The 15,161-nt window shown below is 35.7% G+C and carries 12 protein-coding genes and 1 tRNA gene; 2 read left to right on the forward strand and 11 right to left on the reverse strand.

Translation table 11 applies throughout. The features are described 5' to 3' along the window. A partial coding sequence (locus K9N40_02655) for a hypothetical protein (GenBank protein MCF7813364.1) occupies positions 1–756 on the forward strand: 756 nt, incomplete at its 5' end. 48 nt (positions 757–804) lie between these two features. On the opposite strand, the gene K9N40_02660 is transcribed toward K9N40_02655, so the two are convergent. From K9N40_02660 to K9N40_02675, 4 genes are all read right to left on the reverse strand, one after another. Beyond that, the gene (locus K9N40_02660; GenBank protein MCF7813365.1) at positions 805–2,538 is read right to left on the reverse strand and encodes a YgiQ family radical SAM protein; all 1,734 of its coding nucleotides are present in this window, start codon (positions 2,536–2,538) and stop codon (positions 805–807) included. 28 nt (positions 2,539–2,566) lie between these two features. Continuing rightward, entirely contained in the window at positions 2,567–2,779 is a 213-nt protein-coding gene (locus tag K9N40_02665) for a cold shock domain-containing protein (protein ID MCF7813366.1), read from the reverse strand. Between the two features lie 65 nt (positions 2,780–2,844). Then, a complete protein-coding gene (locus tag K9N40_02670; GenBank protein MCF7813367.1) occupies positions 2,845–4,014 on the reverse strand; it encodes a class I SAM-dependent methyltransferase in 1,170 nt (389 codons plus the stop codon). Between the two features lie 45 nt (positions 4,015–4,059). Continuing rightward, positions 4,060–7,668, reverse strand: coding sequence for a T9SS type A sorting domain-containing protein (locus K9N40_02675; protein ID MCF7813368.1), 3,609 nt, complete (start codon positions 7,666–7,668; stop codon positions 4,060–4,062). 143 nt (positions 7,669–7,811) lie between these two features. Here K9N40_02675 and K9N40_02680 point away from each other — a divergent pair. Further along, positions 7,812–7,889: transfer RNA gene (locus tag K9N40_02680), tRNA-Pro, on the forward strand. A gap of 508 nt (positions 7,890–8,397) precedes the next feature. Here K9N40_02680 and K9N40_02685 read toward each other — a convergent pair. From K9N40_02685 to K9N40_02715, 7 genes are all read right to left on the reverse strand, one after another. Then, entirely contained in the window at positions 8,398–10,785 is a 2,388-nt protein-coding gene (locus K9N40_02685) for a T9SS type A sorting domain-containing protein (GenBank protein ID MCF7813369.1), read from the reverse strand. 258 nt (positions 10,786–11,043) lie between these two features. Further along, complete coding sequence (locus tag K9N40_02690; protein MCF7813370.1) at positions 11,044–11,541, reverse strand: hypothetical protein; 498 nt, start codon at positions 11,539–11,541, stop codon at positions 11,044–11,046. Next, the gene (locus K9N40_02695) at positions 11,541–12,044 is read right to left on the reverse strand and encodes a hypothetical protein (GenBank protein ID MCF7813371.1); all 504 of its coding nucleotides are present in this window, start codon (positions 12,042–12,044) and stop codon (positions 11,541–11,543) included. Before K9N40_02695 ends, K9N40_02690 begins: the two co-directional genes overlap by 1 nt. Positions 12,045–12,050: 6 nt before the next feature. After that, entirely contained in the window at positions 12,051–12,212 is a 162-nt protein-coding gene (locus K9N40_02700; GenBank protein ID MCF7813372.1) for a hypothetical protein, read from the reverse strand. A 98-nt stretch (positions 12,213–12,310) separates the two neighbouring features. Next, the gene (locus tag K9N40_02705) at positions 12,311–13,609 is read right to left on the reverse strand and encodes a serine hydroxymethyltransferase (GenBank protein MCF7813373.1); all 1,299 of its coding nucleotides are present in this window, start codon (positions 13,607–13,609) and stop codon (positions 12,311–12,313) included. A 23-nt stretch (positions 13,610–13,632) separates the two neighbouring features. Next, positions 13,633–14,067, reverse strand: a complete 435-nt coding sequence (rpiB, locus tag K9N40_02710) for a ribose 5-phosphate isomerase B (GenBank protein ID MCF7813374.1) — start codon at positions 14,065–14,067, stop codon at positions 13,633–13,635. Further along, entirely contained in the window at positions 14,064–15,008 is a 945-nt protein-coding gene (locus tag K9N40_02715; GenBank protein ID MCF7813375.1) for a hypothetical protein, read from the reverse strand. Before K9N40_02715 ends, rpiB begins: the two co-directional genes overlap by 4 nt. Positions 15,009–15,161 lie beyond the last annotated feature (153 nt).

Raw genomic sequence — 15,161 nt, forward strand, 5'->3', positions numbered from 1 at the left:
GGTGATGGCACATATCTTGTAGATTTTATGATAACAGGAACAACTGAACAACCACTTGATTTCACTTTAAGTCAAGCTTGGAAGAAAGTTAATTTGTGGGATTTAGCCGATTTTCAGATTGGCCGAAATGTTTTATCATATGGAAGAATTTGTACTTCCCGTGGTTCCAGAAATCTTCAGATTCAACCTTTACATGTAGCACCAGTTGTCTGGAGTTTCAAGCTTCATAAACAATTAGGAAAAATTCATCTTTATTCAGATGCTGTCTGGCCACAAGTTGGTTTAGCAGATGCTGCTGGAAGATTGGCTTATGAATCAGATAAATTGACCATCGGTGCTTCCGGAGTTATGGGACATTTATCAGAATGGTTTAAAGAAGATGGTACAACAGAAGGAGCTTGGGCTTTCGATATTGATTTTGTACTGGCAAATTTTTTAAGAGTTTCAGGACAATTTAGTAGAGAACGCGTTGGCAGCGAAGATAACTATTATGTAATCGCCAGTTATGATCCTGGTTTTGAGATGCCATACATGGGTAAAAGAATTGGCCGTGTTATTTACGGTGAATGGAGACCTTACTTTGGCATGATAACCAGAAATGGTGATGATGATGGAGAAGGAATGGGAGATAGTAATATGTTTGGCGGTATAAACTACCAATCATTTGAAAAATCTTATATGAAGTTTGAAGTAAATATCGATTCTAATGATGATATCGATCCTACATTCCTAGTACAATTGGGTTATAAATTCTAAAGAAAAAATAATATAGATTAAAAGGTCATGTTTGTTCATGACCTTTTTTTATTTCAAAAAATTATCTATCAGATCGTTCCGATCATATTTTCTTAAAATTTCAATTATATATTTTTTATTACTTGGTTCAAACCATTGGACTAAAGCTTTTCTCAGCCTAATTTTTCTTCCTCTGGGAATATCAATGTTTCTTCCTTCCATGTCCATTTCTGTATAGTACATAGTAGTGCTCAATGACATTGGAGTAGGAGTAAATTCCTGAATCTGTTTTAGTTTTATGTTATTTTTCTTTAGATAAACAGCTAATTCTAATATATCTTCAAACGTTTCACCAGGATGGCCAATAATAATATAAGGAACAATAAATTGTTTCTTACCAATTTTCTTGTTATAAATTCTAAATAATTTTCCGAATTTTTCATACAATTCAAAAGTTGCTTTATTCATCAAATCAAGAACTTTGCTGCTTTTATGTTCAGGAGCAAGTTTCAATAAGCCCTGCACATGATTATCCGATATTCTTTCTATAAACTTCGAATCTTCTAAAGCAAGATCAAAACGGATTCCAGAAGAAACATAAACATTATTCACCTTATTCAATTCCAGGCATTCTTTCAAAACATTTGCATATTGGTCATGTGAAGAATTCAGATTTTCACAAATCTGTGGGAAAAGACAGGAATTCCTTTTACATATTTCGCTGATATCAAGCTTGCAGTACATGCCATACATATTTGCCGAAGGACCACCAATATCCGAGATCGTTCCTTTAAATTCATTATCATTAGAGATTTTTTTAGCTTCTGAAACAATCGATTTTTTGCTTCTTGATTGAATAGTTTTACCTTGATGAAATCCAATTGCACAGAAACTGCAGCCGCCAAAACAACCTCGATGAGAAGTGATCGAATCTTTGATTTGAACGAAAGCGGGATTTTTTGATTTTCCATACATCGGATGTGGTTTTCTGATAAAAGGTAAATCATAGATCTCATCAATTTCTTTCTTACTCAAAGGGCTGGCTGGTTTATTATGAAGCAGATATTTTCCTGCAAATTTATAGCTCAGCACTTTTCTTGTATTGTTTTCGTAGAATTTCTGATATAGTTCCCAGAATTCTTTCTTTGTTAATTGACCTTTAAATTCTCCAAAAGAGATTTCTCCGAGATCCTTTTTGGTGGATGTAACTGTTCCTCTAATTTCTTTAAGTTCATCAATCCTGTGGCCATTATTCAATCTTTCAGCAATTTCCAGGATCGGCATTTCCCCCATCCCATAAACCAGCATGTCCGCTCTGGAATCGAATAAAATAGAATTCCTTACTTTATCGCTCCAGAAATCGTAATGTGGAAGGCGACGCAAACTTGCTTCGATTCCACCTAAAATTATCGGAGTTTCCTTGTAGATTGATCTAAGTTTCTGAGAGTAAACAATAGTTGCCCTATTTGGACGCAAACCCATTTTCCCATCGGGAGAATAAGCATCATTTGAACGTATTTTACGTTGTGCTGTGTAATGATTTACCATTGAATCCATATTTCCGGATGAAACTCCAAAAAATAAACGTGGTTTTCCCAACTTAGTAAAATCTTTATCAGATTTCCAATCAGGCTGAGAGATGATTCCTACTTTGAATCCTTTGGAATGCAGATAACGAGCTATTAAAATAGGGCCAAAACTGGGATGATCGACATAAGCATCGCCAGTAATAATAATTATATCGAGTTGTTTCCAACCAAGACGAGTTAATTCTTCTTTGGTAGCTGGTAAAAAATAGGACATAAAAAAAGCGACGTTAAACGCCGCATGATCATGGATTTAACCGCACCACATTTATGGCTTGTGTGCCTTTATCAGTCTCCATCAAATCAAACTGAACTTCTTCATCCGGAACCAAAAACTTCCGCGATTTCTCTGAGATGGTCACAATAGATTTCCAATGTACAAAATATTCCTTTCCATCATCGGTTAAAACGAATCCATAACCTTTTGAATCGTCAAACCACTTTACTCTTCCGTTCATGTAAACCTCTCAATTTATTGATAAATACAAAGTCAAAATTTAATCATAATTAAGCAAGTATTTTTTTATGAATTTTCTTCTGAGATCATCATTTGATGATCATCTTTTCTTCGAATTATGAATAGAATCTTCTTATTCCTGCCGTTGAGTTTCAAATTAATTTTTCTTCTCAATTTTTCGACCGTAAGGGGAAATCCTCGTGTTTTAATTACTAAATCTCCAACATCAAACTCTTTACAGAATCTTTTAAGTTTCTTTACATCATAACCAAAAACTGTGATTACTTTAAAGCATTTTCCCAGGTTCGAGTTAATTTGTTTACTTCCCGTCAGCAAAGCCAATTTCTCATCAATAAGATCATAACCAATTTCCCAGCCGCATTCCTGCACCAATCCGGCCCGAATTACAGCATTATCAGGTTCAAAAATAAAATTATTAATTGGTCTCACAGCAACTCTTTTATCACTATTCAAAATCTCAGTTTTCTGAGGAAGTAAAACAGCTTTCCTGGTAATTCCAATTGTATGCAATTTTCCTGAACAAAGCAGGATTTCTTTTAATTTTCCATTTTCAGAAATGAACTCAAATGTATGCTCAAAGGGCAATTCCATTTTATTGTAATCCATTGCAGGAGATAACTTTACAGCAATATTTTCGGTTAAATTCCGTAAACTCAAAATATCTGTTAACTTTGGTGACAATTCATTGGGATCTATTTTACGTTTGTTGGAAGGTCTTCTGTCAGGGTCAGAAAATATCGCATCTACTTTTCTATCAAAATCTTCTGCATTTTGGTTTTGGAATGTAACATTTTTTCTGTTTACAATCGAGCAATTATATTTTGCAACTTCAAGTGTATCAGGATCAGAATCAACTGCAAAAACAGAATCTTTATCTTCAGCAAGATGAATAAGATCTATTCCAATTCCACAGCAAAGGTCGGCAATTCTAGAAAACTTCACAAATTTTTCAGCATGATATTTTGCTAACATTGTTGAACTGGCTTGCTGCCCACCTTTATCTGTAAATATCATTTTTTCTGAATTATCTATTTTATGTTTAAATCTCTGTTGAATTTTAATCAAAGATAATAGATCTTTTATCGGAAAATCAGAATATTGTTCTTCTAATTTTGTTATTTCATTAATCGAATAAGGATAATTATCTCTTAACATATCCAGAATTATTCGCTTTTTTTCATCTCTGAGAAAATCAATAATTTTCTTAATATCCATAACAAAAAAGGCGATCCGAAGATCGCCTTTATAAAGCACTAACTTTTATTTAAGCAGTAAACATTTTCTTGTATCGATTTCATTATTATCTACTTTTAGTTTATAGAAATATACACCAGTTCCCACAGATTTTCCTGCATTATCTTTTCCATTCCATTCAACCTCGATAACACCTTTTTCAAATGATTCCGAAGAGATCAATGTGCGAACTTTTTGTCCTCGAATATTGTAAATATCGAGATCAACTTCAGCACCTTCATTCAAAGCAAAAGAAATGGTTGTTACGGGGTTGAACGGATTCGGGAAGTTCTGATTTAAAGCCGCTTCAGCAACTTCCGGCAAGATCTCACCAGCATGTGTAAAAAGTTCATTATCGCTATAAAATCCTGTTCTGCTGTAATTTCCACGATATGTTTTCCAGGGAGTTTTCAAACCTTTTGGAAGTTTTATATCGATAACAAAAGCACCGGTTGACAGACCTGAGATCACATCATAATCTCCATCCCAATCAATGTCTTCCAAACTGGCAGGAGTATTGCCAACCATTCCCACCGGAACAGGAGCAAATTCTACTTCGGTTCCATTGTGATGGTAGACGAACATATTGTTTGCACTGGAAAGAGCGATCAACTCAAGATCATCATCATTATCAATATCCGCTGTGATTGGAGGATTAATAAAATTGCATTCTGTATCGATCGGCCAGCCGGAAAGTTCTGTTCCATCCTGCTCGATGATGCTCAATATTCCGTTTAATGTAACATAAGCAATTTCCAGCTCATCATCATTATCAAAATCTGCTGCGATCGGGCTTGTAGCAATTTTCTGCGCTGTATCTTTTTGCAATAAAATATTTCCCTCATTATCTATGATATGCAACTTGCTGTCGTTCGTTCCAATAACTATTTTAAGATTATCCAATACGATCGGTGCTGTGCAGGTCCCGATTCCCAAATCTACAGGAAATCCTGTCAATTCTTCAGCATCGTTTGCAATGGCATGAAACTGTCCATTCAAAGAACCTATCAAAATATCGTAAGCTCCATCTTCATCAAGATCAGCAGAAGCCATTTCCTGGAAAGTTAACATCGGCATTTCAATTGGGAAGTTGGAAAGCATCGAGCCATCAGTATCTACTACATTCAGGAATTTATCCATTCCAAAACTGACAATTTCGTTTTCATTATCACCATCGAAATCTGCTACTATTGGCGTAAGGAGTTGGTCTGAATTTGCCTGATAATCCAAAACTACGTTTCCTGAATTATCGATAGCAAATATCCTGCCGGTTCTGCTGGCAATAACGATTTCCGGTTCGTCATCGTTTGTAATATCTGCCAACGCTGTACTTTTCCAAACATTTTCTTCATTCGTCCAGGGATAACCACTTACCATATTTGCATTATAACCAAGTAAATTCACGTTTGCATCAGCATCGATCAGCATCAGATTTCGTGATCCATTATCATCAAAGTCGAAAATAATTGGATTACTCAAGATCGAGTTATCGGTTTGCCACGGCCAGTTTTTCTGAAAAAGAGAAACTTCGAAGCTGCGAACATATTCTTTTTCAAAGTTTGCATTAGCATTTACAGGAGCTGTAACCGTGAGAGTGTAGGAATATGAATCATATTCGCAATCCTGAGGAACTTGCACCAAAAAAGGATCTGCCGTTGCTCCACTACCATTTTGGATGGCACCGTAATTTACCGATCCGGTTATCAGCTGAATTGTTGGATCTTCAAAATCAATAGAAGCTGAAACATCAGTAGCATCTGCCCAACCATCCTGGTTTATAAGTTCAATATAAATTTCAATTTCTTCACCAGGATTTGGAATTCCATCCCCATCACCGGTATTAGAATCTTCATAAACAACTTCTCCCGGTGTAATAAATGGGAAATTCCCGTTAGCATATTTTACACCAACGGAAGGATCACCAAATAACACAAGTTCATAATGAACCCATCTTAAAAAATGATTTGTGGCAGCTTCATTTGCCAATACTACTCTTGATTCACTGAGTGCAGTTCCCAACTCTCTGATATCGTTGGTAAAAATTGCTTTAAAAAACTCTATATCATAAGGCTGTGAAGGTCCATTTGTACTTCCCGGACTATACCAGCCATAACGCGTATTTCCTACAAATGCGTAAAGTCCTCCTTCAGCAATCACTAGATTTTCAGCAATACTTTCACCAGAATGACTGGTAGCTTCATCAAAGGCTGCAGGATAACAACCCTGACTGTAAGCAAAACCAAACTCGGTATTTGTGTAGCTGCTGCAATGACTGACGTTCTGACCAAAAACCATCGTCTCATTGGAATGTCCCATATGATTTATGATAGCAACTCCATTATTAATAGCAGATTTCACCGTTTGAGTACTGAAGGTTCCTTCTCTATCGTACAATTTGAAAATATGGTAATCATCCTGCAGACTGGGAACTTCATCAATAACTTCATCCATGTAATCTCCGCCCCAGGTGAGTGGATTATTATTCAGATTTTCACCAAATTTATACACCATGTCATCACTTACGGAAACTTCATCCACATATTCATAAGTTTTGTTGAAAAATCTATTAAATTCATCTTCTGTTTCGGCTGGAATTCTACCTACGGCAATTTCAGGTATCAGGTCAACATCATCTCCAAGTTCACCGTAAATGCCATTTGCATTACCATCCCAGTTATTATCCAGGCAGGAATAATAAGCATCACAAGGCATGTGTTCATCAACAGTTCCACTTCCAGTATTTATATAGACGGTCCTGATCGGAATTATCTCATCATCTCCACCCAGTAAAATGTGTTCCAATGGTGTATCGGTAGTTGAATAAGCTTGATAAGCATCGATTATGAAGTTCTTTATTTTTTCCTGATCGTTGACTCCTGTATATTCAGTATAAATATCTTCTACTAGAAATAGAGCTGTGGAAACTCCATGATCATTTCTCCAAACCAGATAATCATCAAAATAAGGTGCTCTTTCTGTATCGGTAATTATCAACATTGTAAAAGGATCATTAGGATCGACCAGAGTTCTATTAGAAGCAACTGTGCTCTTTCTATAAGTAATTGCTTCCTGGTAATTTACAGTCAATCTCTGAAGAGAGTTAATAACATCATCATTTAATATCAGATTATTATTCTGCTTACTTTCCAGTTCCAAATCAATTTCAGTATTAAAATCGATCTCGGCATTTTCATACCAGGTCAATTCATTTTTTACAGGATTGAACTTATATGGGTAAAGATTCACCAGTAGTAATTCAAATCCTTTGTAACGCTGCGTTCCCAACACTTGAAAATCTTGATTTGGATAGAAAGAATTTGACCCGTAAATTTCTGAATTTATAGGAGTATTATCAGGTGTTGCCAGAGATATTGGTTGTGGCTTTCTTACATGATCTAATGTGCTGATTTCCATTACATTTTCATTTTGGAATGTAACTGAAATATTCTTCAACTTCTGTCCCATCGGAAGAAGCAGCTTTACAGGTACGTAAGGAACTGCCGGATTTCCAATATCCAATTTTATTGGAAGTGCATTTACGATCTTATTTCCTTCTACTCGAGGAGTTTCAATATTAACATTAACAGCATTCAAGATAAAAGGTAAAAGAACTAAAATCAGTAATAATTTTTTCATATCATTCTCCATTTTATATTTTTATTTAATGGTATGCAATTTCTAATCCATTTTCAGTCAAGTGAATTGTTTGTAACGATTACATTTCAAAATTTGTTTAGGAATTATTGACAATAAAATGTGTATTCAGAATTTGGATTTGTCGGGATGTAGCGCAGTCCGGTAAGCGCGTTCGGTTCGGGACCGAAAGGTCGGAAGTTCAAATCTTCTCATCCCGACCATTTATATTGTGGTTCGCAAAGCGAGCACAATAAAAACGAGATTTGACTTTGCGTTTCTTTCATTTTTTCTATGCAAAACATATCGGTTTTTTAATCAATTAAAATTGACTTTCCAGTATCTTTAAAAGACCGAAAGGTCGTCCCGAAGTTGAAATACAAAGTTTGAATTCATCGGGAAAATCTTCTCATCCCGACCATTTTATTTGTAGTTTTCTAAGCAAACCAGTTAGATCAGATTTAGCTTAATATTTTTTCTAGAACCTTAAAAAACATTGATTTCCAAAATAAATCTCGAAAATGAGAAACTAATAAATTTTGAATTTGAAATGAAAAAACAGCATCTTTCTTAGGTGTCTTTTTTGCTTCAATGCCAAGGAATTTCGTTAGGAAGTTATCAGCTTTCCATGTTAACTGGTGTTCGCTTCAAGCAGGGTTTCAGAACAAAGCCTTATAAATTTACGCTCTCAACCCCAGTCTCATTTCATTTTTCTGAAGTCGAGTTCAAAAATCACTTTAGTAAAAGCATTTTCCTACTAATTACTCCTTTTCCAGCTCTTAATCGTGCAAAATAAATGCCTGATGAAACAGGTTTGTTGTTAGCATCGGTTCCGTTCCAAACAACGGAATAACTGTTTGGCGTGCCTGATCCTTCGATACGATTTTGCGAATCACTCAGGATGACAGGCAGAGTTCTCACTTTCTGGCCTTTCAGATTATAAATTTCAATTCGTGCTGATTCGTGTAAATTCGTGGTTTTAAAATAGATCGTCGTGGAAGGATTGAAAGGATTTGGGTAGTTGCTCATTTGTGAACTTGTCACTGGTAACTGGTAATTTGATACTCCCACAGAATCTGCTCCGAACTCATAACAACCCATATCGATGATGGCTTCTCCATTATTATCTCCATCCCAAACTCGTTGATTGAACAACAAATCATGATTGGGAAGATACAAACCTGTAATATTGGGTGTACCACTATCAACACAAGGTGAAAATTCTGTTAACTGATACGGATGCTCTCCGCTTAGTAAAAACAGAGGATCTGAATCAATATTACCATCCAACCAGTTGATTGTTGCCAGATTAGGTGGATTGCCAGGATAGATAGCAGCTTCTCCACCTTCAATATCACTATAACACACATTAAGAGTTGAAGTGATATCGGGCCAATTACCTGTATTAATCTCGTATTCGTAATCTGATGTATTGTTATATAATACATTGTTATTGAACTCTACTTCACCAAATAGACCAAGTGGGCATGTTTGAGAAGTGTTCTGAGTGAAAGTATTATTATTCATCTCAACGCTTCCTGGAGATTTTACAAAAACAACGTAATTTCCATTAGGTGTATAATTATTGGTAAACAGACAGTTACTGATTTTTATATCTGGACTGCAATTTGGTCGTGCACCAATTTGGACAGTATAATTTTCCTCCATTGGAAATGGAGGGATATCGGAATTTGTAAAAACACAATTTTCAAGTTCCAGATAATCATCCGTCATACTATAAAAATTAGATACAAACTGGTTAGGACCTAAAGCATCATTATTATCAAATACACTATTCTTGATTATCGCATTTCCTCCATCTAAACTGAAACCAGATCCTTTTTCCGAATAATTATCAATTACAAACAATTTATCAATGAGTACTTCATAACATAGATACATGTCTATAGAAAAATTTGAATCAAGAAAATTATCTTTTACAATTATATTTGAAAAACCTACATCATTACATTGAAATATATTGATCACATCCATCATAATTTGATCTAAAGATGTAAATGTAAGGTTTTTTAGCAAAGTATGATCTTCTCCTGTAAGATATGACATCTCACAATAATCATTCAATAGTATTGTGTTTTCCATGTTTTCGCCGATCAAGCTTACACATTTCTTACCAGCCAATGGAAATATCTGATTATTTAATGCCTGAGAATATGTTCCAGCAGCCACATGTACCGTTTTTGGATTTAGACTATCAGACTCTATTCTCTGTAAGGCAATGGCAATTGTCTTTAATGGCGTATTCGGAGTGAGTCCATCATTAGAGTCATCACCCAAAGTAGAAACATAGAGGTCATGATTAATTCGATCAAGAAAGTGATTCTGGAATTCTATTGTTAATTCACCTGTACTGGCAATAGAATGTGTATAATATGCATAATATTTAAAATCAGAATCAACTGTAAATGTATCCACAATGACATCTACATCATTGACAGCGTCAGATACGAATAAGTCTAATCGATTACCAGAAAAGTTATTATATAAATTACATAAATTATCTGGATCGAATAAAAGTGTTGATTCATAAAGAACATAAATCCCACCACCAGTAACTGCTTGATTATTGTAAATATTTACTCCAGATAATTCTACATTGGATCTTTGAATGCGCATTCCACCACCACCAACAGCAGAATTTTTAAAGATACGACAGTTTCTTATACTTACATTGGGTGAAGGATGATTGATAGGAGTATATACTACAATTCCCCCACCCAACCTTTTTATATCTCCATAAAGAATCGTTCCTGAACCATTAGTGATGGAAAGTCCTTGTAGTACTGCTCCATCCTCTTCATTGATGAAATGAACACAAGAACCTTGTTGATTACCATCGATTATCGTTGTTGCAATATAAGATTCATCTCCGGTGATCATCTCAAGACTACAAACTGTTATACTCTTGCCATTGTAGTTGATGTTCTCATAGTATCTGCCAGGATAAACAATTACTGTATCAGCATCTACTGAAGCATTGATTCCTTCCTGGATGGATGTGAAATCACCAGTACCGTCGAGGTTAATTTCCCAGATGGTGGAAAAAAGCAACGAACAAATGCTAACAAATACGAATAAAAAAAAGAGTTTAGTTTTCATAGTATCCTATTTCATTCAATCATTTCAATTCCTTCTGATTTCAAATGCTGTTCCAAACATGATATTGTGTAGTCTTATTGTCAAAAGAATAATTGCTTTGCCTTATCGCATGATCTTCCAACTTGTGATAAATCTTATAAGCAATACGTTATAATACTTTTTAATTTTTTACCTTTAATTTTTTACCTTTAATTTTTAACCTTTAGTCTTTGATCTTTGCTGCTTTGCTTCACAAAGTCTCATCTCTCAACTCTTATTTTACCACTTTCCCGCTTCTCTTATCCAAACTTCTGGATTTTCCACCATGAAATTTACGACTTTATCATCATGTAGTATTTTGATTCCATAGTGTATAAAAACGAGTATTTTGTAGATCCTAATATCATCGATATCAGAAAGCTGGAATTGTAAATTATATGTTTTGATATTTGCACCATGAGATTTGAAAATTATGCGTTTATTAGTGAGGAATAACTTTCCACCAGCACTATTCATTCTCTTAATGTGATTGGCAGTATCTTCCAGGATGATCTTCTCATTTTCTAAAAGTTCAATATCTATCAATTTGATATTATTTTTCATATTCTGAACAAATGCATAAAGCATTATACTGAAAAGAATTCCACTGAAAACTCCTACGGCAAATCCCCAATAGACCAGTTTTACGCTAAAACCATTTTGCAGCGAAAATAATCCGACAACAAACAGAGTCATAAAGAATCCAAAAACAGATGCGGCAATAAAATATTTTTTCATTATTTTCCTATTACAAATAAACGGAAATAAACTGCAATTATTATCAGCACATAATTTCCTATAAAAACCACAGGTTTTGACCAATGCAGTCCATTTACCTGAAAACGCGAAATTGGATATAAAAACTGAACCGGAAATGAGTTGAAATTGTGAGTCGGAATATCCATCAGAATATGAAGCGGGGCTGCCAGAAGAAACCAGGGAGCTTGCCCAGAAAATCTAATCCAGAAATAAAATAGCGGGATCAGCAAGACAGTCCACACGGTCAGAGAATGAGTCCATTTATAAAAATTCAAAACCCATTTATTTTCAGGTCGATGATACCATTTCATCATCTCATCTCTAGTTTTGAAGCCAGGCTGCATTTTGCCTTTGAAGGCTTGTTTAGCTAAACTGGTTGTAAAAACGATCAGATCGGGAGCTACGCCTAAAGCAACTTTTTCTACTGACGGCGGTCCCGGCAGTAAAACCAGTGACCAGAGAGAATGAGCGAAGATATCCATTTAAACTTATGTTCCTATTTCTTCCCCTGACAAGAGGAGATGTTCTGCTTTTTCTTTTTGATTTTCTAAGCAGATCAGAGGGATTATTTTAGTTTCCAAAATTCTCAGGCCTCCTATATCGGACAGCTCCCTTCCCAGGGAGCGAATGTGGAATTCACTTTTTTTCATTCCATATTTAAAGGCAGAGGGGTTAATTTTAAGTCAAAACATCAAAAAACCTTCCAGGAATTAGAAAACCTGGAAGGTTGAATGTTATTATTTTAAATTTATTTCAAAAGATCAGCATAAAGAGGGAATTGAGCACAGAAGTCACGCACATTGTTTTTGATGGAAGCAAGTTTTTCATCATCTTCGTAGTTTGTATAAACCTGATGAATGAAGTCTGCGATCTGGATCATTTCTGTTTCTTTCATACCGCGAGTTGTAACAGCTGGTGTTCCCAGACGTATTCCAGATGCAACGAAAGGTTTACGAGTATCAAAAGGAACTGTATTTTTATTGGCAGTAATTCCAGCCAGATCCAGACATCCTTCGATTTTCTTTCCGCTTGGTCCACCTTCTTCTTCGGTTCCCAGATTCAGCAACATAAGATGCGTATCGGTTCCGTTTGAAACAAGATTGAATCCCTTTTCATTCAAAGCTTTGGCCAGAGCTGCTGCATTTTTTATCACCTGCTTCTGATATGTTTTGAACTCCGGTTGTAAAGCTTCGTGGAAAGCTACTGCTTTTCCTGCGATCACGTGCATTAATGGTCCACCCTGAATACCAGGAAAAACCCAGCGATCTACATCTTTGGCAAATTCTTCTTTACACAGGATCATTCCACCACGAGGGCCACGCAGAGTTTTGTGAGTGGTTGTAGTTACCAAGTCGGCATAAGGAATTGGAGACATGTGCTCACCTGCTGCAACTAAACCGGCAATATGTGCCATATCAACCACTAATTTTGCGTCAACTTCATCTGCTATATCACGGAATTTAGCAAAATCAATAGAGCGTGGATATGCACTTGCTCCTGTCAGGATCATCTGTGGTTTCACTTCCAAGGCTATTTTGCGCAATTCATCATAATCAAATTGTTCGGTTTCTTTATTTACTCCGTAAGGCACGATATTGAAAAGTGATCCTGAAAAACTGAGTGGATGACCATGAGTGAGATGACCACCATGAGAAAGTTCCAAACTAAGAATCGTGTCACCTGGTTTGATGATGGCAAAATAAGTTGCCATATTTGCCTGCGAACCGGAATGCGGCTGTACATTGGCATGATCTGCTCCGTAAATTTCTTTGGCGCGTTCAATTGCCAGTTCTTCCACATCATCGATGTATTCACAACCACCGTAATAACGGCCATACAAACTATATTTCAGTTTTCCTGTCTTTCTGCTCCAACGATAGGGATAGCCTTCTGCATACTTATTCGTTAGAACAGATCCAACAGCTTCCAGAACTGCCCGGGAAACAAAATTTTCTGATGCGATCAGTTCCAGATTTTCGCTCTGTCTTTTCAACTCATTGTGCATTGCTTCAAAAAGTTCGGGATCTTGATTTTTAATAAAACTCATTTCATTCTCCTTTATTTTGGAAATTATTTACTTTCATATTTTGTGATTTTATCAATTCTTTTTTGATGTCGATTTCCTTCAAATTCGGTAGTAAGCCAGGTGTCAATAATATCTTTTGCCAGATATTTGGAAATGAACCTTCCTGCCAGAATAAGAATATTTGCATTGTTGTGCATTCTGGAAAGCTGTGCATATTGAACAGTGTGGCACAAAGCTGCCCGAATTCCTGGAACTTTATTGGCAACAATACTCATGCCAATTCCACTTCCGCAAATTAGAATTCCCCTTTTACATTCTCCCTTTGCTACAGCTTTAGCAGCAACAAATCCGGTATCGGGATAATCCATGGAATCAAGAGAATGTGTGCCAAAATCTTTGATCTCATGATCGGATAAGTATTCTTTTATTGCTTCTTTCAATTCATATCCAGCGTGATCGGAAGCTATTGCTATTTTCATAAAAGCTCCTCGATTTCAATGTTATTTTCCAATTCTTTTTCTGCTCTTATGCAGGCAAATGCCATGGAATAAAGTTTATTGCGAACTGAATCGCTCCTGGAAGAAAGTGTTGTAGGGATTTTTGTTCCCACAATTGCAGTAGCCATATCGGCATTGGCAAAATAAGAGAGTGATTTATAAAAAACATTTGCAGCTTCCAGGAATGGAAAGACCAGACAATCAGCATCACCTTTCACACAACTCTTTACACCTTTGTATTTTACACTATCTGCATCTATAGAGAGATCAATGGAAAGAGGTCCATCAACATCAGCATTTTTTATCTGTTTCCTTTCTGCCATTTTTGCAATGAAAGCAGCATCCATAGCTGTTGGAATTTTGGGATTAAGTTTTTCCGAAAAAGAAATTATCGAAACTTTTGGTCGCTTGACCCCAATTTTCTTAGCAGTTTCAATCACATAATTCGTCATAGCAATTTTCTGATTTATATTGGGTCTTGGAATAAAGGCTGCATCAGCAAATATCAATAATTTATGATAGTTTGGAATTTCCGCAATAGTGATAGAAGTAAGTGTTGCATCTGGCAACATTATGCCATATTCTTTGTCCAGCATGCATTTCAATAATTTGTCGGTTGAAATCAATCCCTTCATTAAAACATCACCTTCACCCTTGCTTACAAGGCGAACAGCTTCATATCCGGCAGACATTTCATCAGGCACATCAACTATTTTATAAATACTGCAATCAATATCATTATCAGCACATATCTTCTTGATAACTTTTGCTTTCCCAACCAAGGTGAAATCTGCAATTTTCAATTCATTAGCCCTTTTTGTCGCCAGGATGGTCGTTTCATCCTGCGCATAAGCAACCACCACTCTTTTCCTGGGAATTTTCTTAGCTAATTCGATCAATTTTGTCAATTTCTTGATCGCCATTTCTCCTCCGAATTTTTTCTTTACTTAAAATTGAAGTCTGCATTTAATGTCAAGTTTTGAATAGGTATTGCAGTTTCAAAAAATGCCTTATTAAATGAAATTTTGTAATACAAATTTTACTCTTTGTTCATATAAAAAAACAACTGGGTGAAA

It is taken from the genome of Candidatus Cloacimonadota bacterium (genome assembly GCA_021734245.1).
Taxonomy (GTDB): Bacteria; Cloacimonadota; Cloacimonadia; order Cloacimonadales; family TCS61; genus B137-G9.